The sequence below is a fragment of the Bradyrhizobium sp. 27S5 genome (assembly GCF_037217225.1).
GTDB lineage: Bacteria > Pseudomonadota > Alphaproteobacteria > Rhizobiales > Xanthobacteraceae > Bradyrhizobium > Bradyrhizobium septentrionale.
This window is the reverse complement of the sequence record NZ_CP147714.1, coordinates 2,461,745-2,487,498: the sequence shown is the minus strand read 5'-3', so window position 1 is coordinate 2,487,498 and position 25,754 is coordinate 2,461,745. Positions and strand designations below refer to the sequence as shown.

Here is a 25,754-nt window from a genome sequence, read left to right as displayed (position 1 = left end):
TGGACAGGCCGACGCACCCGGCAAATCCCGATGGCTGACCCGCTCCTCGATGTTTGTCGACAGCGGTGAGACCGGCTAGCCTTGCCGGCAATCAACCGATCAGGGAGCAACGACAGGTGGCCGCACTGCGCCAGGACAACACCCCCCAGACGGCTGCGCTGGACTACGACGTCATCATCATCGGCGCCGGCCTGTCCGGTATGTACCAGCTCTACCGGCTGCGCGAGCTCGGCCTCAAGACGCGGGTGTTCGAGGCCGGCACCGGCGTCGGCGGCACTTGGTACTGGAACCGCTATCCCGGCGCGCGCTTCGATTCCGAGAGCTATTCCTACGGCTACTCGTTCTCGAAGGAGCTGTTGCAGGAATGGGAATGGTCCGAGCATTTCGCCGGCCAGCCTGAGACCCTGCGCTACTGCAACTACGTCGCCGACAAGTTCGATCTGCGCCGCGACATCCAGTTCGAGAGCCGGATTACCGCCGCGATCTACCAGGACGACACACGAAGCTGGCAGATCACGCTTGAGAACGGTGCGCGCCACTCCTGCCGCTTCCTGATCACCGCGATCGGCCCGTTGTCGACACCGACCCTGCCGCGCCTCGAGGGCCGCGACGATTTCAAGGGCCAGTCGTTTCACACCGCGCGCTGGCCGAAAGAGAAGGTGGATTTCACCGGCAAGCGCGTCGCGGTGATCGGCACCGGCGCGACCGGCATCCAGACCATCCAGACCATCGCCGGCGAGGTCGGGCACCTCACCGTGTTCCAGCGCACCGCCAACTGGGCGGCGCCGCTGCACAACGGCGAGATCGACGCCGAGACGCAAGCCAGGATCAAGGCCGGCTATCCCGAGATCTTTGCGCGCTGCAAGGAGACCTTCGCCTGCTTCGTGCACACGCCCGATCCGCGCGGCGCCTTCGAGGTCAGCGACACCGAACGCGAGGCGTTCTACGAAAAACTCTATGGCGAGCGCGGCTTCGGCATCTGGCAGGGCAATTTCAGGGATATCCTGATCGACCGCAAGGCGAATGCCACGATCAGCGATTTCGTCGCGCGCAAGATCCGTGAGCGCGTGAAGAACCAGGCGGTAGCCGAGAAACTGATCCCGAAGAACCACGGCTTTGGCACGCGGCGGCTGCCGCTCGAGACCTTCTATTACGAGGTCTACAACCGCGACAATGTCGAGCTGGTCGACATCTCGGAGACGCCGATCGAAAAGATCACGCCCGAGGGCATCAAGACCAGCGACAGGGACTACGCCTTCGACATCATCATCTACGCCACCGGCTTCGACGCCATCACCGGCAGTTTCGACAAGATCGATCTCCGCGGCGCGCACGGCGCGCGGCTGAAGGAGAAGTGGACGCACGGCCCGGAAACCTATCTCGGACTGATGGTCGACGGCTTCCCCAACATGATGATGCTGATGGGCCCGCACACCGCGCTCGGCAACATCCCGCGCAGCATCGAATACAGCGTCGACTGGGTCACCGGCCTGATCCGCTTTGCGCAGGCGAACGGCCTGACCTTGCTCGACGCCACGCCCGAGGGCACCGCCGCCTGGACCGATCATGTCAAGGCGCTCGGCACAGGCCTGCTGTCCAACGAGGTCGATTCCTGGATGACCGGCATCAACCGCAACGTCGAGGGCAAGCAGATCCACATCGTCGCCCGCTACAGCGGCAGCGCGCCCGCTTATCGCGAACGCTGCGACGCGGTCGCGGCGCAGGGGTATGTCGAGTTGCGGCTGGGGTAGTTCGGAGCGCAGACCCGTCATCCTGAGGAGCGCGAAGCGCGTCTCGAAGGATGCACGGCCACCAGCCGGGCCGTGCACCCTTCGAGGCTCGCTCCGCTCGCACCTCCAGCGACAAAGGCGAAGCCTTTGCGCGGGCATGACAGAGCTTAGAGCTGATTTAACCGTCAAACAGCCAAGCATTCGGTGTCATCACCCGCGCATGCGGGTGATCCAGTATTCCAGAGGCAGCGGTGCTTCGACCGAGAGGCCGCGGCGTACTGGATCGCCCGGTCAAGCCGGGCGATGACAGATGAGGATGGGGACACAGCTTCGCATTCTCGCGACATGATTATCCGTGCTTTGCCACGTCGGGCAACTCAGTGATTGGCGCGTGAGGGACGCACCGGCGGCAGGGTTCCCTCCCCCCTTGCGGGGGAGGGTTAGGGAGAGGGGTGCCGCACGACGCGCGCTATCCGAATTCACCCCCGTAGCAACCATTAGCTCTTTCGGTTGTGTGCGATTGAATTGCCCGATCGCCGTTGAGACTGACGCCGTGCTCGCGGCCATCAAGGCGTGGCCTGTCGAGGGTGGGATGTGGCAGCATTTGAGCGACGGCCATCCTTGACGGCCGCTGTGCGCGGCGTCCTTGTGACGGCAGGTCGGGACGAAGAAACGGTGCCCCGATCGAACAAAGAAACGCTTCAGGTCGCCGGGGCGACGACTGGCAAGTGAGCTTGCCAAGGGGTCGCTCGGGCCACCACGGTGTTGATGAAGATGAGCAACTTCCTGGCGCAGGCGATCAGGGCACGCTTGTGGCCTTTGCCGGCGGCGATCAATCGTTTGTACAGGGCCATGAGCTGCGGATTCCAGCGGAAAGACGCCGCCAGCGCCGCAGCATAGAGCGCATGGCGCAGACGTTTGCGTCCACCGTCGATGTGACGAGCGCCGATGTGTTCGCCGCTGTCGTCGTCATAAGGCGCAAGGCCCGCAAGTGCTGCGGCCTGCTCGCGGCTGACCTGGCCGATCTCGGGCATCCGGACCAGGACGGAGACCGCAGTCGGCAGCCCGGCCCCACCGACGCTGTAGATCAGGTCGAGCCGAGCGGCGAGATCGTGCTGCTTGCGGATCGCTGCCACCAGAGCCTTGAACTCGACTCGTTCGCGCTTGGCCAGACGGGCGATGTCGTCCTTCCAGAGCTTTTGGATACGCGCGTCGCGGCAGCTCTCGAGCCGGTTCTTGAACCGCGCGATATCTTCTCCGATCTGATCGATCAGCGTCAGATGCCCGGCCAAGGGCGGCAATCTTGCATCGGGTGCCGGGTGGATCTTCTTGACCGCAGCGGTGCATGCGGCGATCAGCGCGGCATCGATCCGATCGTTCTTGGCACGCTGCCCGCGGTATTTGGCATAGGCACGCACTTGCGCCGGCTGGAACACCACGACGACAAACCGCTTGCGCCGCAGCTCGACGACGACCGGCTGCTCATAGCCACCGCTCGCCTCGATCCCAATTCGCCTGACCTTATGGCGCCCAAGCCACTCCAACAGCGTCTTGTAACCTTCCGCCGTGTTCTCCACCTGCAGCTGCTCCGAGCCGTCGTCGAGCGCCACGTCGAGCTTCCGTTTGCCAATATCGATTCCGGCACAGATTGTGATACGCTTGGCCATCTTCCTCGACCCTCCCTTGTGATGCGAACCTAAAGTTCGTTCAACCATGCGGGTCCCGATGAAGTGCCGATCGCGATCTTGCTACGAATAACAGCCTTCAAGGCTTCGATGGGTATCGATCCGATCGATCAGCGGCCCAGCCCGGGCGGCCACCCGAGCTGGGCCATTCCTCACGGAACGAGGCCAGTCTAACCCAGCGCGCTAATACAAGGATGGGTGGAGCGAAGCGATACCCATCATTTGCGCCGCGGATGAAGAATTGATGGGTTTCGCTTCGCTCTACCCATCCTACGCATCTGCGCAGCGTGCTTACCTCACGTAGAAGCACTCACCACGCGTCGATACACGGCCTTTTGCGGTGGGTCCGCGGCTCCGGCTTCGGCACCGAGCGCAGGCCGGCCATGATCCAGTGCCTGGTGTCGGCGGGGTCGATCACCTCGTCGATCTCCAAGACCGAGGCGATCGAAACCGCCTTGCCGTTGGCGTAGAGCTCGGCGACCTTGGTCTGGAAATATTTCTCGCGCTCGAGGGGATCCGCGATCGCTTCCATCTCCTTGCGGAAGCCGAGGCGGACATAGCCTTCGAGACCCATGCCGCCGAATTCGCCGGTCGGCCACGCCACCGTGAAGAACGAGGCGTGGAAGCCGCCGCCGATCATCGATTGCGCGCCGAGACCGTAGCCCTTGCGCAGCACCACACCGAACAGCGGCACCGTGATGCTGGCGCCGGTGACGAACATCCGCGCGACATGGCGCACGATCGCGGTCTTCTCGGCCTCCGGGCCGACCATGAAGCCCGGCGTGTCGCACAGCGAGACGATCGGGATGTCGAAGGCGTCGCACAGCTGCATGAAGCGCGCGGCCTTGTCGCCGGCCGCAGCATCGATCGCGCCGCCAAGATGCTTTGGATTGTTGGCGATCAGGCCGAACGGCTTGCCTTCGATGCGGATGAAGGCGGTGATCATGCCGACGCCGAAATCGCGCCGGATCTCCAGCACCGAGCCTTCGTCGGCGATCAGATCGATCACGGTGCGGATGTCGTAGACCCGCAGCCGATTTTCCGGGATCGCCCGGCGCAGCAGCCGCTGGTCCGGCGCGGTCCAGTCTTTCACCGCGCCCTGGAAGTAGGACAGATATTTCTGCGCCACCGCCGTCGCCTCTTCCTCGTCCTCCACGAGGATGTCGATCACGCCATTCGGCGACTGGAACGAGACAGGGCCGACCTCGGCCGGATGATAGACTCCGAGCCCGCCGCCCTCGATCATCGCGGGGCCTCCCATGCCGATCGACGCATTCTTCGTCGCGATGATGACGTCGCAGACACCGAGCATCGCGGCGTTGCCGGCGAAGCAATAGCCGGAGACCACGCCGACAACAGGCACGAGCCCGGAGAGCTTTGCGAATTGCACAAAGGACGGGCCGTCGAGGCCGGTCATGCCGAGCCGGTCGGTATCGCCGGGGCGGCCGCCGCCGCCCTCGGCGTAGAACACCAGCGGAAGCCGCCACTGCTCGGTCAGCGAGAGCATGCGGTCGATCTTCTTGTGGTTCATATGGCCCTGGGTACCGGCCAGCACGGTGTAGTCGTAGGAGATCACCATGCAGCGCGCGCCTTCGGGACCGAAGTCTTTCGCGTTGACGGTGGCGACGCCTGAGATCAACCCGTCGGCCGGCGTGTTCTTGATGAGGTCCTCGACCTTGCGGCGGCGGCGCTGCGCCGCGATCGCGAGTGAGCCGTATTCGACGAACGAGCCCTCATCGACCAGCTGCGCGATGTTCTCGCGCGCGGTGCGCTGGTTGGTCTTGCGGCGGCGCTCGACCGAGGCCGGGCGGTTCTCGTCCAGCGTGATCGCCTTGCGCGCGATCAGCTCGGCCAGATCAGGGCGGATGTGATCGAGATCGATCGCGGCCTCTTCCGCGGCGTGATGGCCGTCTACCTCGGCAGGCTCGAGGAACAGGATCGGCTCGCCATGCATCAGGGTGACGCCGGGACCGCCCGCGATCTTCGTGACGCGGCCGCCATGTGGCGCAGCAACGAGATGCTCCATCTTCATCGATTCCAGCACGGCGATCTGCTGGCCGGGACGGACCAGATCGCCTTCCGCAACCTCGATCGCCACGATCGTGCCCTGCAACGGCGCGGGCACCGGCAGCGAGCCCTCGGGTGCCACTTCGGTGGCGACAGCTTTGGTCGCGTGCGCCTCGCTCACCTCGACCAGGGGCGCGGCGAGGTCCTTGGCCGTGCCGACCAGCGCCGCCACATGGGTATCGATGAAATTGGTGCTGATCTTGTTCCGGGCAAAACTCTGATGCGCCAGGATTGCGCCGAGGAACGGGATGTTGGTGGCAACGCCGCCGATGCGGAATTCGCGCAGAGTGCGCGACGCCTTGTGCACCACGTCGGACCATTTTTGGCTCGGCGAGTGCACGATGACTTTTGCCAGCAGCGAGTCGAACGCGGCGCTGGTGCGATAGCCGGAATAGCCGAACGTATCGACGCGGACGCCGGGGCCGGACGGCAGGTCGAACACACTGAGCGTGCCGCCGGTTGGCTTCGTCACGCCCTGCTCGTCCATCACCTCCATGTTGACGCGGAGCTGCATGGCATAGCCGCGCGGCAGCGGTACCGCGGGCTGCGCCAGCCCAAGTGAGGCCAGCGTGACGCTGGCGGCGACCGCGAGCTGCGATCGGACGAGATCGACGCCGAGCACCGCCTCGGTGACGGTGTGCTCGACCTGCAGCCGCGGATTGGCCTCGATGAAGGCGAAGGCGCCCTCACCCTCCCCGGCCTCGTCATCGACAAGGAATTCGAAGGTGCCGAGATTGTCGTAGCGCGCGGCCGACGCAAGCTGCTTCGCCGCCTCGATGATGCGGGCGCGCAAGCCGTCGCTCAGCGATGGGCTCGGCGCCACCTCGATGAGCTTCTGGTTGCGGCGCTGGATGGTGCATTCGCGCTCCCAGAGATGGCTGATCGCGCCGTGCCGGTCGCCGATGATCTGCACCTCGATATGGCGCGCCTTGCGGATCAGCCGCTCGACATAGACGGCATCGTTGCCGAACGCCGCCTTGGCTTCCGACTGGCAGCGCGCATAGGCCTCCTCGAGTTTTGCGGCATCCTCGACCACGCGCATGCCACGCCCGCCGCCGCCGGCGATCGCCTTGATCATCACGGCGGCGTTCGCGCCGAGCGAGGCGAAGAAGGCCTTGGCCTCGTCGAGCGAGGTCGCGCCCGCGGTGCCGGCGATAACAGGCACGCCGCATTTTTTCGCGAGGTCCTTTGCCTTGGCCTTGTCGCCGAACAGATCGAGCGCCTCCGGCGACGGGCCGACGAAAATGATCTTCTCCTCGGCACAGCGCCGCGCCAGCTGCGTGTTCTCGCTGAGGAAGCCATAGCCCGGATGCAGAGCGTCGCAGCCCGCAGCCTTGGCCGCCGCGATCACCGCCTCGATGTCCAGATAGGCGCGCGCGCCGCGGCCGGGGATCTCGCGGGCGTCGTCGGCGGCGCGGACGTGCAACGAGGCCGCATCGTCGGCGGGATAGATGGCGACCGTGGCAAGGCCGCTCTCGGCCGCGGCACGGGCGATGCGGATGGCGATCTCACCGCGGTTGGCAATCAGCAATTTCTTGAAGGACATGATCGATTCCAGCCTTGCGCTTCTGTTTGAACTTGAAGCCGTGCGCCGAAAGTGTTGCAAGTGGAATTTTCTTCCGTTTGACGGAATTCGCGCGAGGCCGACCGCGCTTGCCGCGCGATGCGAGGCGAATGCTCTCAGCCTAGTTGCAGGTGAGTTGTGTCTCGAACCAGTTTTGCAACGATACTGAAAGACGCGGCCATGCGCGCAGCACATGCGCGTATGTAGCAGCGCTCGCGCGGTAGAGGCCGCGCAGTTCCTGCTCGATAGCAGGAAGGTCGACACCCACGCACCGACCATTGCTGACGATGGTGCGTCCGTCGACGACCACGTCCCGGACCAGCGACGCATTGCCGCGCGCGAATAGCAAATCCAGCGGATCAGCCGGCAATATCTGATCGCCCTCGAGACGGTCGAGATCGATGCTGACGAAATCGGCCGGCGCACCGACGGCAAGCTCGCCTGTCCCCGGCCCGCCGGTGACACGGCGGCCGTTGCGGATCGCGAGCGCGAAGAATTCGTGCGGGGTCCAGGTGCGCTGAAAGCCGAGACCGCCGTGCATCATCTGCACGAGGCGCATCTCGCGCAGCACATCGTCATCCTCATCGAGCGCCAGACCATCGACGCCGACCGCAATCGCGCAGCCGCAAGCGTGCGCCGCCGCGATCGGCGCCAGCCCGGAGCGCAGATGCAAATTGGAGGAGAAATTGGTGACGATGCGCGCGCCTGACGCCGCGATCATCTCGATCTCGTCGGGCCGGGCATGGATGCAATGCGCGAGCGTCAGCCGCTCGGAGAGAAAGCCGATGTCATGGAGATAGCGGACGATGCCATCAGGAAAATGCTCATCCGCCCAGGCGCGCTGATAGATCGTCTCGAGCAGATGCATGTGGATGCGGCGGCCGGTCTGCGCGGAATTCTCCGCGACCGCCTCCAGCAGCGGCTTCGAGCACCACTGCACGCCCGCCGGTCCAAGCTGCACATCGACCTTCGGCCCGCCGATCGCCGCGGCGATGGCGTCGGTCAGCTCGATATAGGCCTTCGGCGACATCGGCGCGCGGACGAACAGTTTTTCGATCGTCTTGCGATCGTCGCTGTCGAGGGCCGACAGCACCGGCTCGCCGTCGCCATAGACGATCGGGTTCTGGTCGCGCACCGCGATCGCGAAGGCGATCCGGATGCCGACATCGCCGGCGGCCCGCGCAATCGCCCTGGTTTCGTCGAGCAGCGGCATGGTGCCGCTCGGCCGGGTGTAATGCACCATCATCGCCGCGCAGCCGGCCTGCGCGGCGCGCGCGAGCGCCGAGGCCGCGGTGAGGTAAGGATCGACCGGCGTGCCGACCACCGTGCGCAGGATCCAGCTCTCCAGCGGCATGCCGACCGCGCCGAAGCTGGATGCCCGCGGACGGGCGTGGTCGTGGGCGTTGACGAAGGCGGGAAGGATGAGGGAGCGCGGGCCTGCCGCTGGGCTCGCGGCTTCGGAGATATCGGTGATGACGCCGCCGTCGTGACGGAGCACGACATTATGGCGGATGCCGCGGTCAGGACCGGAGAACAAGCGGGTTGCCGTGACGTCCATCGTCATGGTCTCTCTTCTCCTCCGCGGGCTCGCTTCACCTCTCCCGCTTGCGGGGGAGGTCGACGCGCTCGGCAGCGCTCTTGCGCGCCAGAGCGCGGCGGGTGGGGGCTTTCTCCACGATGCGACTCGTGGGTACAGACCGGATAGATACCCGACAGTTTAGACCGGCATGATTGCCGACAGGTTTCTAGAAGCATCGGCGGGAGGGCCCGACGATGCCGTTCAGAGAGACCAGTCGGATGGAAGAGCGTATCCGGATGCTTATGGAGTACGAGAGCGGGAACTGGAGCGTGTCGGAGTTGTGCCGCCGTCACGGTATCTGCCGCGACACGTTTTACGCATGGCGCCAGCGGAAGCAGAGCGGCGATCCGGAGTGGTTCAGGGACCGTTCGCACGCGCCGCAGCAATGCCGACAAACGACCGATGCGGCGATTGCAGAGAAGGTGATCGCGGCTCGGCAGCGCTTTCCCTATCTGGGACCGCGCAAGCTGCTCGCCCTGCTTGACCGCCAGGCGCCGGAGATCGATTGGCCGGCGGCGTCGACGATTGGGAGCATTCTCAAGCGCGCGGGGCTGATCTCGCCGGTGAAGCGCCGCCGCCGTCCGCTCGACCAGCGGCGTCCCTGCACGCCGGTGCAGGAGCCGAACGACGAGTGGAGCGTGGACTTCAAGGGTTGGTTCCGCACCCGCGACCAGTGCCGGATTGATCCGTTGACGGTGGCTGACAGCCACAGTCGCTTCCTGATCGAACTGCAGATCGTCGCACCGACGACCGAGGGCGTCCGCCCCCGCTTCGAGAGGGCTTTCCGCGAGCATGGCCTGCCGCGGGCAATCCGCTGCGACAATGGTTCGCCGTTCGGCTCGCGCGGCGCCGGCGGTCTCACCACATTGTCGGTCTGGTGGCTGAAGCTCGGCATTACGCCGCACTTCATCCGTCCGGCCTCGCCGCAGGAGAACGGTCGCCATGAGCGCATGCATCGCACCTTGAAGGCGCAAACATCGAGCCCACCGGCAGATAATGCGTCCGAGCAACAGGCCCGCTTTGACGCCTTCCGAGAGCATTACAATAAGGAACGTCCTCACGAAGCGCTGGGCCAACGGCCGCCGGAGGACGCCTATCGAGCATCTCAACGCACCATGCCGGATCGCGAGCAAGACCCCTGGTATGACGCCGATCACCAGGCCCGCCGTGTTCGCGGCAATGGGGAGATTAAATGGAAAGGCAAGTTCGTCTTTATCGGTCAGGCGCTGGTGAACGAACTTGTCGGCATCGCCGAACTCGATACCGGTGACCACGTCGTCCGCTTCTGCGACCTCGACGTCGGTCTCATCGACCGCCGCGGCCTGTTCACCCGGTTCGCTCCGCCTCGTGAGGGGCTGCGCGAACCGGGCGAACAGACCGCTTAACCCAAACTGTCGGGGATCATGCCGGTCCAAAATGTCGGGAATCATGCCGGTTGAACAGTGGATAGAGCCCCCACCCCGGCCCTCCCCCGCAAGCGGGAGAGGGAGCATACTTCCGATGCGACGGGAGCTTGGCTCACCTGCGTCAATTCGCAGTGTACACCAGCTCGCGCTCCGCGCGCGGCGGCAGGAATTCGCGCGAGAACACTTCGGCCGGGGTCGGCGCGCGGGCGAGCTGGTAGCCTTCGACGATGAAACCGATGTTGCGCACCATGCGGTCGTCCTTGATGTCGCCGACACCGATGTCCTTCATCTCCGGCGAGACGATCAGCTTCTCGAAGGAGTATTGCAGCCGGCGCTTCTCGACATCGACATTGATCAGATTGTCATAGTTGAGCGCCGCCTTCATGCCGGCATTCTGATCCTTGGCAACCGCGATCGCGCCCTTGTTGATGGCGCGGACCAGGCCGGCCACCGCCTTCGGGTTCGAGGCGATCAGCTTGCGCGACACCATCACGCCGTTGGAATAGAGGTCGAGCCCGTAGTCGCCGAACGAGAACCATTTGAAGTCCTTGTCGGGATCCTGGCGGTTCAGCACCAGGTTGAAGTAGCTCGTGATGTTGAAGACCAGCGCGGCATCGATGTCGCCCTTGATCAGCATCGGCTCCTGCAGGTTCGGCGCCATGTTGGAGATCTTGATCTTCTCGCCGTCGAGCCCGTTCTTGTGCACGAACACCGGCAGGAGCCGCGTGGTCGGCGTGCCCTGCGCGCCACCGAGCGTATGGCCCTCGAAATCCTTGATGGACTTGATGCCGCTCGAATTCTTGGCGACGATCGCGAACGGCGGCTGGTTCCACATCATGTAGACCATCACCGGCGCATCCTGCGGCTTGGTCGAGGCGTTCTGGATGATGGCGTTGACGTCGCCGAAGCCGGCGTCATAGGCGCCGGACATGATGCGCGTCACGGTCGCACCGGAGCCCTCGCCCTGGTCGATCACGACGTTGAGGCCTTCTTCTTTGAAGTAGCCGTTGTCCTTCGCATAGAAGAACGCGGCGTCCGATCCTTGCGTCTTCCAGCCCAGCGTGAACTTGATGGTGGTTTCCTCGGCGCGCGCCGCTCCCGCGACCAGAGCCAACCCCACGAGCGCAGCGCTTATTGTCTTCAGCATGACGACCTCCTCAACTCCAGTGAACGGCGATGGACGAAACAACCTTCAGGTGGCGATGACATTGTCCTTGCGCGTCGCCCAGCCCGTGACCTGGCCCTCGATCAGCGAGAACAGGACGTAGAGCGCGACGCCGAGGCCGGCGAGCACGAACAGCCCGGCGAACACCAGCGGCACGTTGAAATTGGAGGACGCGGTCATCATCACATTGCCGATGCCGCGGTTCGAGGCGACGGTCTCCGACAGCACGGCGCCGACGAAGGCGTAGGAGACCGCGACCTTCAGCGAGGCAAAGAAGAACGGCATCGTCCGCGGCAGCCCGACATTCCAGAGGATGTCGAACTTGCTGGCGCCGAGCGCCTTCAGGACGTCCTCGAGCTCGGGCTCGGTGGTGGCAAGGCCGGTGGCGATGTTGACGACGATCGGGAAGAAGCAGATCGACAGCGAGGTCAACACCGCCGGCACCGTGCCGGAGCCGAACCACAGCACGAAGATCGGCACCACAGCGACCTTCGGGATCGACGAGAAGCCGACCAGCAGCGGATAGCAGGTGTCGTAGGCGGTCTTTGACACGCCGATCACCGCGCCGAGCGCAACGCCAAGTGCCACGCCGAGCACGAAGCCGATCATGGTCGTCACCAAGGTCTGGATGATGTGCGGCCACAGGATCGGGAATTTCTCGAACAGCGTGACGAAGATCTGCGACGGCCGCGGCAGCACCAGGTCCGACATCCCCGTCATCAGGCAGAACAGCTCCCAGGCGACGAAGAACAGCACGATCAGGGCCGCGGACCAGGCCTTCTGCCTGATATCTGACACGGACATGGTCAGGCTCCCCCTTGCGCAGCGGTGCGCGCATCGACGATGAAGGCGCGGAGTTTCTGGTTGAGCGCGACGAACTCGGGCTCAAACGTCATCGCCACGGTGCGCGGGCGGGCGAAGTCGACGCTGGAGTCGTCGAGGACGCGGCCGGGCCGCGCGCTCATCACGCAGATGCGGCTGGCGAGGAAGCCGGCCTCGCGCAGGTCATGGGTGACCAGCAGCACAGTCGGCTTGTGCGTCATCCAGAGCTCTTGCAGGATTCCCCACAGCTCCTCGCGGGTGAACTGGTCGAGCGCGCCGAATGGCTCGTCGAGCAGCAGCATGCGCGGCTCGTGGATCAGCGCGCGGCACAGATTGGCGCGCTGGAGCATGCCGCCGGAGAGCTGCCAGGGATAGCGGCCGCCAAACCCTTTCAGCCCAACCTGCTCGAGCAGCGCATTGGCCTTGTCGCGGAACTCGGTCTTGCGCAGCCGGCGGAACTGCGAGCGGAACGGCTCGACGATCTTCAGCGGCAGCATGATGTTCTTTTCGATCGTCATCCACGGCAGCATGGTCGGGTTCTGGAACGCCATGCCGACCCGCATCGCGCGCGCCGCGACCTCGCGGCCGCCGACGATGACGACGCCGGTGGTCGGCCGCACCAGGCCCGACACCAGCCGCAGGATGGTGGACTTGCCGCAGCCGGACGGACCGACCAGTGCGACGAACTCGCCGTCGGCAATCCGCAGCGTGGTTGTGGACAGAGCCGGCACGGCGCGGGCGCCGCGGCCGAAGGTCACGGAGGCTTCCGACAGCTCGATCGCGGTCGGCGCCGATCCGGCGGCGACAGGCTCGCCGGCAAATTCGGTGTTTGGTTGCATGCGCATCACGAGCAAAGTGCATGCAAGCTGGATGCCAGCGGCCGCCCCGTTGAAAATCAAGGGGATCGCGCGATTTCCAGGCGGAGCGCGGGATTCCTTTTAGGCAATCGGCGGCCCAAACTGCATGCAATTCGAGCGCCCGATTGTTTCGCCGGTATGATAAACAGGCGTTCGAAGCACCTTTGAAGAGGGATTCGCGGCAATGGCGGGACGCGCCGGCAGCAGCAAGACGGCTGAATCGTCAGACAAGGTCAGCGTGATCTGCCGCGCGCTGCGGCGGGCGATCATCGAGCAGGCGCTGGAGCCCGGCGCAAAACTGCCCGAGGATTCGCTCGGCGAGCGTTTCGGCGTCAGCCGCACCATTGCGCGACACGCGCTCGGGCAATTGGCCGCTGAAGGCCTGGTCGAGCTGCGCCGCAACCGCATCGCGGTGGTGGCGACGCCGAGCTGGCAGGAGGCGCGCGATGCGTTTGACATCCGCATCGAGCTGGAGCGGCTGGTGGTGCGGCAGCTCGCGGGCAAGCTGACCAAGGCGCAGGTCGCGGAGCTCACCGCCCATATCGACGCCGAGGATCGCGCCCGCGACGGCACCGACGCGGTCTCGATCCGGCTCGCCACCGAATTCCACATCCTGCTCGCCCAGATGACGAACAGCCCGATCCTGGTGCGTTATGTCAGCGAAGTCGCCTATCGCTGCTGCCTGACGCTGTCGCTGTACAGCCGGCCGCATTCAACCGAATGCGCGATCACCGAGCACCGCGCGATCATCGCGGCGCTGGTGAAGGGCGACGTCGCCAAGGTGATGGAGCTGATGCACCACCATCTAGACTCCGTCGCCACCCGCGCGCTGGTCGCGCCGAGCCCGCAGCGCGGGCGGGACCTGCTGGATATTCTGGCGCCCTACGCGGATGAGGCGACCGGCGATCGGGTGGTGAGGCTGCCGAAGGCGGCGCGGCGCTGACGACTGCTGCGCTCTATCGCCGTCATCCTGAGGTGCGAGCCCTTGCGAGCCTCGAAGGATGCACGGCCTCGCCGGTGGCCGTCGATCCTTCGAGGGCCGCTGAAGAAGCGGCCACCTCAGGATGACGGGGAGAGAGTGGGCGCCTCCTACACCTCGATCGCCCGCTGCACCAAAATCCGCTCGGCGGTCGTCACCCGGAGGCCGCCTGCTCACTCCCGCAGCTTGCGGTCCAGGAAGCCGACATAGGAATTGTCCGGCTGCAGCTTGACGGCCAGGCGAAGCGCTGCACGGGCGGCGGATTTGTCGCCGTCAGCCGTGGCTTTGTGCTCATCCAGAATCGCGTCGGCCACCGTGCGCGCGGCGTCGAGACGAGCCTCGTCGATGGAGTGAGGGGCAAGATAGTCTTCGACCGGCTCGCGGAGACGCTTCAATTCGTCCACGCTGATCGAACTCAGCGGATACCAGTTATAATATTCGAGGCGCGGCCGATCATCCGTGAGGCTCGGCACATCCCCGACAAAGGCCGCGAGTTTTTCATCAGCGGCGATGAATGTCGCCAGAAAATCCTCGGGCGAGCGCAGGCCGTTTGCGGTCAGGTCTTCAGCCACCGCGGGCGCGGACATCCGCATCGCGAGCGCGCGAGGATCGATGTTCAAGGGTTCATCGGAAGCGATCGCCACGCCTTCCATTCTGGACGGCAACCACAGCGAGACATGCTTGAACTGGCCCATCATGGCCTTGAGGATCATCTTCGGAAGAATGCCGCGGTTGAAATCCAGCGGCACCCATTGCGCGAGAACGCCGCCGGGGCGCATCTTCTGCTTTGCCAGCGCATAGAATTCCTCGGTGTAGAGGTTGATGACGCCGGCGTCATGGGGCGGCGGTGGCTCGAGGGTGATGACGTCAAATGTTTCCTTGGTCCCGAGCAGGAAGTGGCGCCCGTCCGCGACGATCTGATGAACCCTGGGATTCTGATAGAATTGCTGGTTGATCGGCACGAAATGCGGCGCGAACTCGAAAACCGTCGAGGCCAGGTCGACCGCGTCGATGGATTTTAATTCCTTGTGGGTGCTGACCGCACCAACCGTGGTGCCGGTCCCGATGCAAATCACGACAGCCGTTTCAACCGGGCCGGGGTGCAGCAGAATGGGATAGTGCCCCATCGCGGCCATGTAGCGTCTGCCCTCGGGACGGTTGTTGGCGTAGCTTTTCGAGTTCACCACCAATTGCTGGTAAGTCCCCGCCGCCTTTTCGCGATACTCGACCACCGCAAATGTCGCTTGCCGGGTTTCCCGCAGCTCGAGTACATCAGCGCCTTCGATCGCGGTCAGGACATGTTCCAGATAGTGTGGCGTGAGGAGCAGCAGCGCGACGGCGATGACGCTTGCGGCGATCGTCCCTTGCCGCCACAGGCTGCCTTCTCTCAGAAGACCCGGTTGCGATACGGTCGTCGCGGCAAACAGCAGGACGTTCAGGACAATCAGTGCGGTGAGCGCCCCCTGACTGCCCAGGTAGGGGATCAGAAGGAATCCCGCCGCCAGCGAGCCCAGCACGCCACCAATCGTGTTCAAGGCGTAGAGCGTGCCTATTCTGCGGCCCAGCGCGCTCATCTGCATCACGGTCAATTCGCTGGCCAGCGGAAAACTGATGCCGATCAGCGTGGTCGGCAGCAGCAGGGCAACGGCGCAGATCAGGAAGAATGAAACGTCACCGCCCAAAAGCTCCTGCACCGGGACCGGGAGCAGGCCCGACACGATGGGAGACAGCACTGCTCCCACAGTACGCGCCTTGCCGAGGATTGCGACGGTGAGCGTGGCCGCAACCGCGATCAGCAACTGCGTGACGGCGAAGTAGCGCAGCAATTGATCCTTGCGGGGTGCGAGCAGCCTGGCGCAGATCAGCGCACCGGTCACCAGGCCCAGCAGGTAAACGCCGAGCATGCCCGAGAAAGCGAAAACGCTCGAGGTGCTGACATTGGTCAGGAAGCGGAACCAGACGACTTCATAAGCGATCGACACAAAACCGGAGCACGCGAAGATCGCAATCAGGATGGACGTCCTGCCGTGCTCCCGCCCTTCGGTTTGCACCGGCGCTGCTGCCGTGACCGGCGACAGCGGGCTTGCGTTGCGCGCAACTACGAGGGCCACGCCGCCGACGCAGATGTACAGCGCCGCGGCAACCAGGCTCGATCCCGTGATCCCCCAGAGGCCCATCAGGACAAAGCCGACAACGAGCGTGCCGATAGCGGCGCCCAGGGTGTTGAACCCGTAGAGCAGGCCGATGCGATTGGCGAGGTCGGTTTGGGTGCGGGTCAGGAATTTCACAAGGAACGGCAGGGTCGCGCCCATCAACATCGTCGGCAGCGACAGGATGGCGAGCGACAGCGCGACCATCAGAGGCAGCCGGAATGGCGACTCCAGGTCCAGCATCGGCGACAGCCAGCCCACCCATGTCGACCAGTGCGACAGGAACGCGGTCACCGCCAGGGAAACGACTGCGAGGGCGAGTTCGAGGAAGCCGTAGATTTTCAGGGGGCGGCTGACAGTGTCGGCGATCCGGCCGCCGAGCGCGCTGCCCAGCGAGAGACCGAAAAAGAAGCTTGCCACCGTGACGCTGACCAAGACGGTGGCGCTTCCCAGCACGAATTGCAGTTGCTTGAACCAGAGAACCTGAAGGATCAGGGATGCCGCGCCCGATGCCAGAAAGATCGCCGTGACCAGAATCCGGCTCTTCAGGCCTATGGTGTCTCGAACACCATCACGATTGCGCACTGGACGGCTCTCCCGCTGAACGGGAGAACAGGTAAGGCAGATGCGGTTAATATTGCCCTTATGGGGCGGCGGACGAGGCGGGTGCAGACCGGATGGTGAAGCTGCCGAAGGTGGTGCGGCGCTAACGACGAGGTTCGCTGTATCCCCGTCATCCTGAGGTGCGAGCGGAGCGAGCCTCGAAGGATGAACGGCCCCGCTGGTGGCCGTCGATCCTTCGAGGGCCGCTGAAGAAGCGGCCACCTCAGGATGACGGACCGAGATGAGGCGCGCTTGCCGCCTACCCCTCGATCCCCCGCTGCACTAGGATCCGCTCGGCGCTGTCGTTCCAGACGTCCATCTTGACGATCTGGCCACCCCTGACCACGAAGCGGTCGACATAGCGGTTGCCTTCGAACGGTGTGCCGTCGATCCATTCGCCGTAGAGCGTGCCGACGCTGTAGACCACGGTCTCGCCTGCGCCCGGGCAGACGTCGAAGCGGTCCATCCGCTTCTTCACCCAGCGATAGCGTTTGGCATTGAAGCCGGTCGGCCCGCGCGGATGGTCGAACTCGCGCCCGCCGGTGAAGGTAATCACCGTGCCGGGCTTCATATAGGCCGCCGCCGCGTCGGGATCGGGGACCATGGACGCGGTCAAGTAGGCTTCGACGATCTCGGCATCGGACAGCGGGCGGGCATCGGCTTTGGCGGTGACTGACATGGCGGGTCTCCAGGAATTCGTAAAACTCTACAATCTGGTCGCCAAAGTGTATGCATATTTTTTGGACAATCTGACCGACAAACTGCACACAATCTGGTGCTGCCGCTTCCCTGCCCTTCCGCTAGGCTGCGACCAACCTGAAATCTGCTCTCGATGATTGCGAAACCTGCCTTCGACCTGGTCTTCCGTCATGCCGTGACGCGCACCTCCGCGTCGACGGTCGATATCGGCATCGCTGACGGCCGGATCGCCGCGATCGCGCCGCAGCTCTCCTGCGAGGCCGCCGAGATCGACCTCGCGGGACGGCTGGCGCTGCCCGGCTTCGTCGACACCCATATCCACCTCGACAAGGCCTGCCTGCTCGGCCGCTGCGGCCACGACCATGCCGGCGTCGCTGACGCCATCCGTGCGGTGGCGGCGATGAAGCGCGACTTCACGGTCGATGACGTCTATGCCCGCGGCGCAAAAGTGATCGAGCGCGCGATCACCGCAGGCACCACGCGGATGCGGACCCATGTCGAGATCGACCCGCGGATCGGGCTGCGCGGCTTCGAAGCGGTCAAGGCGCTGAAGCGCGACTATGCCTGGGCGCTCGATCTTTCTCTTTGTGTCTTCCCGCAGGAAGGCCTGACCAACGATCCCGGCACTGATGAGCTGCTGGTCGCGGCGCTCAACGACGGCGCCGAGGCGATCGGCGGCTGCCCCTATGTCGACAGCGATCCGAACGCGCAGATCGCGCGCATCTTCGACCTGGCGCAGCAGTTCGATATCGATGTCGACCTGCATCTCGATTTCGACCTCGATCCGTCCTGGTGGCATATGGAGGAGGTCTGCCGGCAGACCGAGCGGCGCAACTATCACGGGCGCGTCGCGATCGGGCACGCGACAAAACTCTCCGCGTTGCCGCCCGAGCGGCTGAAGGCGGCGAGCGCGCGCCTCGCCGCGGCCGGCGTCGCGGTCACCGTGCTGCCGGCGACCGACCTCTATCTGATGGGGCGCGATGCCACCCACAATGCCCCGCGCGGCCTCACCGCGGCGCACCGGCTGGTCGCCGATGGCGTGCTGTGCTCGGTCGCGACCAACAATGTGCAAAACCCCTTCACGCCGTTCGGCGATGCATCGCTTCTGCGGATGGCCAATCTTTATGCCAATGCCGCCCATGCCGGGATCGGCGAGTTCGATGCCTGCCTCGATCTCGTCACCGAGCTGCCGGCGCGGCTGATGAATTTGAAAGACTACGGCATCGCGGTCGGCAACCCCGCCGACATCGTCGTGCTCGACACCGACAGCGCAACCAACGCGATCGCCGAACTGCCCGACGTGCTCTTGGGCTTCAGGCGCGGCCGCAAGACGTTCGAACGGCAAAAGCCGACGCTGTTTCGGCCGGGCACCAAACTCTCCCCGTCATCCTGAGGCGCGAGCTCTTGCGAGCCTCGAAGGATGCACGGCCCCGCCCTATCCGTACTGCGAAAGCCGGGCCGTCGACCCTTCGAGACGGCCGCTGCGCGGCCTCCTCAGGGTGACGGATCGAGTGAGCTGGCTCGTGCAAGCGATCGTATGTCGCAGCACCAACCTATGCGCATTGTCGCCCTGCCCTGGCGCGAATTGACGCGTCCGCCGATCCGTTGTTGGTATCTCTCAACACCAACAACATGCCGGGCAGGAAACCATGAGCATATCAGCCACAATCAAAAGCGTCGAAACGCTCGCCTGCGATGCCGGCTGGCGGAATTATCACTTCGTCAAGGTGACGACGTCAGACGGGCTGGTCGGCTGGAGCGAATATGACGAGGGTTTTGGCGCGCCCGGCGTCACGGCGGCTATCGAGCGGCTGTCGGCGCGCGTGATCGGCAAGAACGCGTTCGAGCACGAGCGTATCTATGTCGAGCTGTTTGCCGCGACGCGTCCCGCCGCCGGCGGCGTGGTGGCGCTGGCGCTCGGGGCCATCGAGAACGCGCTGCTCGACGTCAAGGCCAAGGCGCTCGGCGTGCCCTGCTACGATTTGCTCGGCGGCAAGATCCGCGACCGCGTGCGGGTTTACTGGTCGCATTGCGCGACCTGGCGCATCAATCATCCCGACTGGTACAAGCCGGCGATTACCGATCTCGACGGCGTCAAAGCGATCGGGGCCGAGGTGCGCGAGAAGAAATTCTCGGCGATGAAGACCAACATCTTCGTCTACACCGACGGCAAGCCGATAGGCTGGCGCCCCGGCTTCGGCGCGCCGTTCCAGCCCGAGATCAATGTCGACCGCAATGTGCTGCGCAATCTCTGCATGCATCTGGAGGCGATCCGCGACGGCGCGGGGCCGGATGTCGATCTCCTGCTCGACCTCAACTTCAACGCCAAGACCGAAGGCTATCTGAAGATCCTGCGCGCGATCGAGAAGATGGACATGTTCTGGGTCGAGATCGACACCTTCAACCCGCAGGCGCTCGGCTACATCCGCCGCCAGAGCCCGCACCCGATCTCGTCATGCGAGACGCTCTTGGGCTTACGCGAATTCCTGCCCTACTTCACCGAGCAGGCGATGGACGTCGCGATCATCGACACGCCGTGGAACGGAGTGTGGCAATCAATGAAGATCGCCGCGGCCGCCGAGCATTTCGAGGTCAACGTCGCGCCGCATAATTTCTACGGCCATCTCTGCACCATGATGAACGCGCATTTCTGCGCCGCGGTGCCGAACCTGCGGATCATGGAGACCGATATCGACCGCCTGGCCTGGGACCATGAGCTGTTCACCCACGTGCCGGAGTTTATCGACGGTCATCTCGTGATTCCGGATCGCCCGGGCTGGGGCACCGAGCCGAACGAGGAAGGCCTGCGCGCGCATCCGCCGAAGAACAAGGGCGGGCTGTTGAATTATGGGTTGAAGAAGTAACTCTCTCCACGCCGTCGTCCCGGCCTAGTGCGCAATTGCGCACGGGAGCCGGGACCCATAACCACAGGCGTTGGTTGTGAAAGGGATCGAGGCCCTAGCGTCGCCTAACAACGAGCACTTGGGGTAATGGGTCCCGGCCTTCGCCGGGACGACGCAACCCTCAATCACCGCGCCTCAATTATCATCCCTGACAGCCGTGAACGCGCTGTCGACCACGTCGCCGATCGGCTGCCAGGCGTTGCCGTCGAACTGCACCAGCCGCATCTGCTTGATCGGGCGGAAATCCTTCGGCCCGGTGTTGATCACGATCCCCGGCAGCGCGATCGGGCTTTGATAGTCCTTCAGCGAGGCTGCCTGCCGCATGATGTTCTCGCGGGAGAAATCATCGCCGCATTGGCGCAAGACCTGGTGCAGCGTATCGGCGGCGGCATAGCCGAACATGGCGTAGATGTCGTCCTTGCCACCGTCGGGGAAATATCTGTCCATGAAGTCGGACCACGCCTTGATATGCGGATCGTCCTTCCAGGAGGCGTCGCCGGCGTCCTTGAGGAACGAGGTCGAGATCACGCCGAGTGAATTCTGCAGGCCGGCCGGCTGCAAAGCGCTGGCGATCGAGGCCGACGCATTGTCGAGGATGAACACCGGATGCCAATCCATCCCGGCCACGATGCGGATCGCGCGCGCCGCGATCGCCGGCGCGCCGTCGAACACCAGGATGTCGGCGCCGGAGTCCTTCAATATCCCGAGCTGGTTCTCGATCCTGGTCTCCGACGCGTCGAAGGCAAGATCGGCGACGATCATGCCGGCGGTGTCGCCGAGGCCCTCCTGCAATCCCCTGAACAGATCGCGGCCGAACTGGTCGTTCTGCCACAGCACCGCGATCTTGCGTGACGGATAGGCGGCCTGGATGTAGTTGGCGTAGATCCGCCCCTCGGCGCGGAAGGTCGGCTGCCAGCCCATGGTCCAGGGAAACGTCCTCGGATGCGCCCATTCCTCGTCACCGGAGGCGACGAACAGCTGCGGGACCTTTTTCTCGTTGAGGTATTTTCGCACGGCGAGGTTGCTCGGCGTGCCGAACGAGCCGAACATCAAGAGCACATCCTGCTTCTCGACGAGATCGCGGGTCTGCTCCATCGCGGTCTTCGGATTGGAGCTGTCATCGACCGAGACGAACTTGACCTTGCGGCCGTTGATGCCGCCATGCTCGTTGACCATGTCGAAATAGGCCGCTTCCGCCCGTCCGATGGTGGCGAACGCAGCGAGCGGCCCGGTATACGGCATGACGTTGCCGACGCGGATCTCGCTGCCGGCCGCTTCGGGCGCCTGCTGCGCGGCGAGCGGCGCCGCCGCGATCATCGCGGCGAGGACGAGCAATATCGAACGCGCGGTTTGTCTTTTTGTTTGCATCAACATCGCCACAAACGCCGGCCACGGCCGGCGCTCCCTCCCGAGGACGCGACCTTATCGCCCAAGGCAATGCCGGGAAAATGAAATGTTGATGGCGGAGCAAGCCAAGGGCGCGGTTCACCTCTCCCGCTTGCGGGGGAGGTCGGATCGCATCAAAGATGCGATCCGGGTGGGGGCTTTCTCCGCATAAAAACCGTCCGACTCGTGGCGAGACCCCCACCCCAACCCTCCCCCGCAAGCGGGAGAGGGAGCGCAGTTCCCGCATGGCGATCAGCGCAATGTTATGTCGAGCCAGCCGAGCGGGTTGACCGCGACGCGGTCGCCATCGCCGACCAGAACCGTCGTGGTTTCGGCCTCGATAACAGCCGGGCCGGCCAGCGAATGGCCGGGCTTGAGATCGTCGAGCGCATAGACCGGCACCTCGCGCCAGGCACTGAGCCAGGCCTGCCGCTTGCCGCGCGGCGCGCAGGGCACAGCTGACGTAGCCTGGCCGACATCGCCGCCGCCGCGCGCAACCTTGCCGACCGCAGCGACACGGGCGTTGACGAACACCACCTCCTGCCCGCGCGAGGCATAGGTGTAGAGTTCCTCGTGGCGGCGATGGAAGCGCTCCTCGATCTGCGCCACAAGGTCGGCGGCGCCGAGATCGAGGTCGCCGAGCGGCACGTCGATTTCGAACACCTGCTCGCCATAGCGCACCTCGGCCGAGCGCTCGATTGCGATATCGCCCTTGAACCAGTCGCGCAGCCGGCCGGCCGCCTGCTCTTCCAGCCCCGCGAACAGCGCCCGCACCTCGCCGGCGGAAATCCGCCCCGCGCCGTAGTGGGTGCGGCTGACCTCGTAACGCAGATCGCTGGTCAGCATGCCCCAGGCCGACAGCACCGAAGCAACCGTCGGCACGATGATGCGCTTGATCTCGAGTTCGCGCGCGACCTCGGCGGCATGCATCCCGGCGGCGCCGCCGAAGCTCAGCAGCGCGAAGCGCCTCGGATCGACGCCGCGGCGCAGCGTCATCAGGCGGATGCCGTCGGCCATCTTCAGATTGATCATCTTGTAGATGCCGGCGGCGGCCTCGATCCGCGACAGCTCCAGCGCTTCGGCGATCCGATCGACGGCCGCTTCCGAGGCCGCACGATCGAGCGGGCGCGCGCCGCCCATGAAGGCGGCGGCATCGAGATAACCGAGCACGACATTGGCGTCGGTGACGGTGGCAGCTAGGCCGCCATTGCCGTAGCAGGCCGGGCCCGGCACCGAGCCTGCGCTCTCCGGGCCGACGCGCAGCGTGCGGCTGCCGTCGACACCGGCGATCGAGCCGCCGCCGGCCGCGATGCTGGCGATATCGAGGCTGCGCAGCGCGATGCGCTGACCCGCCAGCATGCCGTCGGCCGAGAGCGAGGCCTCGCCGTCTGCGATCAACGAAATGTCGGTCGAGGTGCCGCCCATGTCGAACGGCACGAGGTCGGGAATCCCAAGCATCTCCGCGCAGCGGCGGCTGCCGGAGATGCCGCCGGCCGGGCCCGACAGCACGGTGCCCGCAGCGAGCCGCGAGGCCTCTTCCACCGGCGCCATGCCGCCATGCGACAGCACTACGAACAGCGAGCCGGCAAAACCGGCCTCATGCAGGCTGCGCTCGAGATTGGTGAGATAGCGCCGTACCGTCGGCTCGACATAGGCATTCACGATCGTGGTCGAGACGCGCTCATATTCCTTGATCTGCGGCAGCACGTCGCTGGAGCGCGACACGCTGACATCGGGCAGCTCGCTGGCGAGCCGCTCGACCGCAGCGAGCTCATGCGCCGGGTTGAGATAAGCGTGCAGGAAGCAGACCGCGACCGAGTTCGCGCCCGATCGCTTCACCTCGGCGATGACATCGCCGAGGGCTGCGGCATCCAGCGCAACCGCGGCACTGCCGTCGGCCTTCAGCCGCTCGCGCACGCCAAAGCGGCGCTCGCGCGGCACCAGCGGCTCGGGCGGCGGCGTACGCAGATCATAGCGATCCGGCTTCAGCCCTTCGCGCATCTCGACGACGTCGCGATGGCCCTCGGTGGTCAACAGCGCAACCCTGGCGCCCTTGCGTTCCAGCAGCGCGTTGGTCGCAACCGTCGTGCCATGCACCAGGCGATCGGTCGCGGCCAGCATCGCCGCGCGCGTCACGCCGAGCCGACGCGCCAATTCTTCCAGTCCCGCCATGACGCCGATCGACTGATCGGCCGGCGTGGACGGTGATTTCGCGAAAACCGTGCGCCCGGTTTTGTCAGTTGCAACCAGGTCGGTGTAGGTGCCGCCGACGTCAACCCCAATCGTGTACATCGCTGCCCTATACCGCTTTCGAAACCAGACCCTGCGCGACATCGCGCGCCCGCGCCTCCGCCGAGCGCTTCTCCGGCGGCCCCCAGCCGCCGCCACCGGACGAGCGGACCTCAAGGCAATCGCCGGGACGCAGCTCGATGCCGACCTCCTTGGTCTTCAGGACGCGCGGCTCGCGGCCCTCCGACAAGAGACGATAATGATGCGGCTCGCCGTCCTTGCCGCCGAGCATGCCGCAGGGACCGTGACGCGCGCCGTCGCCGGCGGTGTTACCCTTGGCCGGCTTTGCCGTCTCCAACACCATGTCGAGCGCGACGCCGAGGCCGCCGCGATGCTGGCCGTCGCCGCCGGAATCCGGCCGGAATTCGTGCTGGCGGAAATGCAGGGGAAAGCGCACCTCGGCGACCTCGATGCTGCCGAACTTCAGGCCGCCGACCGAGTGCCACTCGCCGATCGAGGAATAGCCGTCGCCGCCGGGCGATGCGCCGCCGCCGGGCCGCGCCTGGAACATGTGCCAGATGAAGTTGCGCCCGTTGCGCGGGTCTTCGCCCTGGATCGCGATGCGGAATCTCCGGCCCCAGCCGCCCATCACGCGGTCCGGACAGGACGCCGACATCGCCTTGATGATCGCTTCGACGATCTCGTTGGAAGGATGGCTGGTGCACAAGGTCACAGGACGGCCGGGATCAGCCCACACGATCGTGCCCTGCTTCGCCACCACCTTCAGCGGCCGCAGCGCGCCGGTGTTTTTCGGGATGTCGGCATCGATCAGATAGGCAAAGGCCATCGCGACCGCGGCCTGCATGTTGGCGTGCGAGGAGTTGACGAAACTGGTCGATTGCGGATCGGAGCCGGTGAGATCGACCTCGATGTCACTGCCCTTCTTGGTCACTTTAGCCGCGATCTTGATGTCGGTGCGGCCGTGGCCGTCATCGTCGAGCAGCGCCTCGCCGTAAAACACGCCGTCCTTCCAGGTCGACACCACGGCGCGGGTCTGCTGCTCGGTGGCGTCGAGAATGGCCTCGATCGCGGCCTCGACCGTCTCGGCGCCGAACTCGCTGAACAGCTTTGAGACGCGACGCTCGCCGAGATGTGCGGCGCCGAGCATCGCGGCGAGGTCGCCGCGGAATTCCCTGGGGTTGCGGATGTTGAGCGCCAGAAGGTCGAGCAGATCCTCGCGCGGCTTGCCGGCCTCGTAGAGCTTGATCGGCGGAATGCGAATGCCTTCCTGATAGATCTCGGTGGCGGCTGGATTGTAGGCGCCGTGGGTGGCGCCGCCGATGTCGCTCTGATGCGCACGCACGATGGTCCAGAGCAGCCTTTTTCCGCCGTCGAACACCGGCACGAAGGCGGTGAGATCAGGCAAATGGCTGCCGCCCTGATAGGGATCGTTGAGCAGGATGACATCGCCCGGGGCGACATCCTTGAAGCGTTCCTCGACCGCGAGTGTCGCCCACGGCAACGCGCCGACATGCACCGGGATGTGATCGGCCTGCGCGATCAGCCGCCCGCCGGTGTCGCAGATCGCCAGCGAAAAATCGCGGCTGGAATTGAGGATCTGCGAATAGGAGGTGCGAAGCATGGCTTCGCCCATTTCCTTCACGATCGACGACAGGCGGTGCTGGACGACGGAGCGGGTGATCGGATCGATCTTGGCGGACATCTTGGCCCTTGTTGGCGCGGGGGGCTTGCGCAGGGAGGATCGGGGAACCGGCCGACCGGAACCGGAATTCCTTCTTATAGCCAGCGGCTTGCCGATCGCAAACCGGCCGGCTCGGCCGCAGCGCGTCATTCCGTCGATCAGCAAGTCGTGATCGAGAAGAAACCACCGGGCGACGGAATAGAACTCACGCTGCTGCGTCCCACCCAT

At 65.0% G+C, this 25,754-nt stretch carries 16 protein-coding genes; 5 read left to right on the top strand and 11 right to left on the bottom strand.

The window, feature by feature from the left end; translation table 11 throughout:
- Positions 1 to 116: 116 nt before the first annotated feature.
- Positions 117 to 1,751 carry an NAD(P)/FAD-dependent oxidoreductase gene (locus tag WDM24_RS11685; RefSeq protein ID WP_338831318.1) on the top strand — a complete coding sequence of 545 codons (1,635 nt, stop codon included), beginning with the start codon at positions 117 to 119 and terminating at the stop codon, positions 1,749 to 1,751.
- Positions 1,752 to 2,431: 680 nt separating this feature from the next.
- Here the strand turns inward: WDM24_RS11685 and WDM24_RS11680 are convergent.
- From WDM24_RS11680 to WDM24_RS11670, 3 genes are all read right to left on the bottom strand, one after another.
- Positions 2,432 to 3,397 carry an IS110 family transposase gene (locus WDM24_RS11680; protein ID WP_338828278.1) on the bottom strand — a complete coding sequence of 322 codons (966 nt, stop codon included), beginning with the start codon at positions 3,395 to 3,397 and terminating at the stop codon, positions 2,432 to 2,434.
- A 328-nt stretch (positions 3,398 to 3,725) separates the two neighbouring features.
- Entirely contained in the window at positions 3,726 to 7,028 is a 3,303-nt protein-coding gene (locus WDM24_RS11675) for a carboxyl transferase domain-containing protein (protein ID WP_338831317.1), read from the bottom strand.
- A 139-nt stretch (positions 7,029 to 7,167) separates the two neighbouring features.
- Positions 7,168 to 8,610 carry an amidohydrolase family protein gene (locus WDM24_RS11670; RefSeq protein WP_338831316.1) on the bottom strand — a complete coding sequence of 481 codons (1,443 nt, stop codon included), beginning with the start codon at positions 8,608 to 8,610 and terminating at the stop codon, positions 7,168 to 7,170.
- Between the two features lie 233 nt (positions 8,611 to 8,843).
- Between WDM24_RS11670 and WDM24_RS11665 the strand changes: the two genes are divergently transcribed.
- Positions 8,844 to 10,010, top strand: coding sequence for an integrase core domain-containing protein (locus WDM24_RS11665; RefSeq protein WP_224496526.1), 1,167 nt, complete (start codon positions 8,844 to 8,846; stop codon positions 10,008 to 10,010).
- Between the two features lie 142 nt (positions 10,011 to 10,152).
- Here WDM24_RS11665 and WDM24_RS11660 read toward each other — a convergent pair whose 3' ends face one another.
- The 3 genes from WDM24_RS11660 to WDM24_RS11650 are packed head-to-tail and all read right to left on the bottom strand — an operon-like array spanning position 10,153 to position 12,857.
- The gene (locus WDM24_RS11660) at positions 10,153 to 11,178 is read right to left on the bottom strand and encodes an ABC transporter substrate-binding protein (protein ID WP_338831315.1); all 1,026 of its coding nucleotides are present in this window, start codon (positions 11,176 to 11,178) and stop codon (positions 10,153 to 10,155) included.
- A gap of 45 nt (positions 11,179 to 11,223) precedes the next feature.
- Positions 11,224 to 12,000, bottom strand: a complete 777-nt coding sequence (locus WDM24_RS11655; RefSeq protein ID WP_029078219.1) for an ABC transporter permease — start codon at positions 11,998 to 12,000, stop codon at positions 11,224 to 11,226.
- A gap of 2 nt (positions 12,001 to 12,002) precedes the next feature.
- Positions 12,003 to 12,857 (bottom strand): ABC transporter ATP-binding protein, encoded by an 855-nt coding sequence (locus tag WDM24_RS11650; protein WP_338831314.1) that lies wholly within the window; start codon positions 12,855 to 12,857, stop codon positions 12,003 to 12,005.
- A 202-nt stretch (positions 12,858 to 13,059) separates the two neighbouring features.
- Between WDM24_RS11650 and WDM24_RS11645 the strand changes: the two genes are divergently transcribed.
- The gene (locus WDM24_RS11645) at positions 13,060 to 13,818 is read left to right on the top strand and encodes a GntR family transcriptional regulator (RefSeq protein WP_338831312.1); all 759 of its coding nucleotides are present in this window, start codon (positions 13,060 to 13,062) and stop codon (positions 13,816 to 13,818) included.
- A 209-nt stretch (positions 13,819 to 14,027) separates the two neighbouring features.
- Here the strand turns inward: WDM24_RS11645 and WDM24_RS11640 are convergent, their stop codons facing one another.
- Positions 14,028 to 16,589, bottom strand: a complete 2,562-nt coding sequence (locus WDM24_RS11640; protein WP_338831311.1) for a fused MFS/spermidine synthase — start codon at positions 16,587 to 16,589, stop codon at positions 14,028 to 14,030.
- A gap of 277 nt (positions 16,590 to 16,866) precedes the next feature.
- Positions 16,867 to 17,286: a nuclear transport factor 2 family protein gene (locus tag WDM24_RS11635; RefSeq protein WP_338831310.1), complete on the bottom strand. Its 420-nt coding sequence runs from the start codon at positions 17,284 to 17,286 to the stop codon at positions 16,867 to 16,869.
- A gap of 153 nt (positions 17,287 to 17,439) precedes the next feature.
- Here WDM24_RS11635 and WDM24_RS11630 point away from each other — a divergent pair, with 153 nt between their 5' ends.
- Positions 17,440 to 18,699, top strand: a complete 1,260-nt coding sequence (locus tag WDM24_RS11630) for an amidohydrolase family protein (RefSeq protein WP_338831309.1) — start codon at positions 17,440 to 17,442, stop codon at positions 18,697 to 18,699.
- Between the two features lie 256 nt (positions 18,700 to 18,955).
- Entirely contained in the window at positions 18,956 to 20,170 is a 1,215-nt protein-coding gene (locus WDM24_RS11625) for a mandelate racemase/muconate lactonizing enzyme family protein (RefSeq protein WP_338697902.1), read from the top strand.
- 174 nt (positions 20,171 to 20,344) lie between these two features.
- Here the strand turns inward: WDM24_RS11625 and WDM24_RS11620 are convergent, their stop codons facing one another.
- The 3 genes from WDM24_RS11620 to WDM24_RS11610 form a co-directional block, all read right to left on the bottom strand.
- On the bottom strand, positions 20,345 to 21,577 hold the full coding sequence (locus WDM24_RS11620; RefSeq protein WP_166297967.1) for an ABC transporter substrate-binding protein: 1,233 nt from the start codon (positions 21,575 to 21,577) through the stop codon (positions 20,345 to 20,347).
- Positions 21,578 to 21,847: 270 nt separating this feature from the next.
- Positions 21,848 to 23,887 (bottom strand): hydantoinase/oxoprolinase family protein, encoded by a 2,040-nt coding sequence (locus WDM24_RS11615; protein ID WP_338831307.1) that lies wholly within the window; start codon positions 23,885 to 23,887, stop codon positions 21,848 to 21,850.
- A gap of 7 nt (positions 23,888 to 23,894) precedes the next feature.
- Positions 23,895 to 25,547 carry a hydantoinase B/oxoprolinase family protein gene (locus WDM24_RS11610; RefSeq protein ID WP_338831306.1) on the bottom strand — a complete coding sequence of 551 codons (1,653 nt, stop codon included), beginning with the start codon at positions 25,545 to 25,547 and terminating at the stop codon, positions 23,895 to 23,897.
- Positions 25,548 to 25,754: the final 207 nt, after the last annotated feature.

Bases quoted from the DNA above. Each gene is read 5' to 3' on its own strand.
- WDM24_RS11680 (WP_338828278.1), bottom strand. From the start codon at position 3,397: ATGGCCAAGCGTATCACAATCTGTGCCGGAATCGATATTGGCAAACGG.
- WDM24_RS11675 (WP_338831317.1), bottom strand. From the start codon at position 7,028: ATGTCCTTCAAGAAATTGCTGATTGCCAACCGCGGTGAGATCGCCATC.
- WDM24_RS11670 (WP_338831316.1), bottom strand. From the start codon at position 8,610: ATGACGATGGACGTCACGGCAACCCGCTTGTTCTCCGGTCCTGACCGC.
- WDM24_RS11665 (WP_224496526.1), top strand. From the start codon at position 8,844: ATGGAAGAGCGTATCCGGATGCTTATGGAGTACGAGAGCGGGAACTGG.
- WDM24_RS11660 (WP_338831315.1), bottom strand. From the start codon at position 11,178: ATGCTGAAGACAATAAGCGCTGCGCTCGTGGGGTTGGCTCTGGTCGCG.
- WDM24_RS11655 (WP_029078219.1), bottom strand. From the start codon at position 12,000: ATGTCCGTGTCAGATATCAGGCAGAAGGCCTGGTCCGCGGCCCTGATC.
- WDM24_RS11650 (WP_338831314.1), bottom strand. From the start codon at position 12,857: ATGCAACCAAACACCGAATTTGCCGGCGAGCCTGTCGCCGCCGGATCG.
- WDM24_RS11645 (WP_338831312.1), top strand. From the start codon at position 13,060: ATGGCGGGACGCGCCGGCAGCAGCAAGACGGCTGAATCGTCAGACAAG.
- WDM24_RS11635 (WP_338831310.1), bottom strand. From the start codon at position 17,286: ATGTCAGTCACCGCCAAAGCCGATGCCCGCCCGCTGTCCGATGCCGAG.
- WDM24_RS11630 (WP_338831309.1), top strand. From the start codon at position 17,440: ATGATTGCGAAACCTGCCTTCGACCTGGTCTTCCGTCATGCCGTGACG.
- WDM24_RS11625 (WP_338697902.1), top strand. From the start codon at position 18,956: ATGAGCATATCAGCCACAATCAAAAGCGTCGAAACGCTCGCCTGCGAT.
- WDM24_RS11620 (WP_166297967.1), bottom strand. From the start codon at position 21,577: ATGCAAACAAAAAGACAAACCGCGCGTTCGATATTGCTCGTCCTCGCC.
- WDM24_RS11615 (WP_338831307.1), bottom strand. From the start codon at position 23,887: ATGTACACGATTGGGGTTGACGTCGGCGGCACCTACACCGACCTGGTT.
- WDM24_RS11610 (WP_338831306.1), bottom strand. From the start codon at position 25,547: ATGTCCGCCAAGATCGATCCGATCACCCGCTCCGTCGTCCAGCACCGC.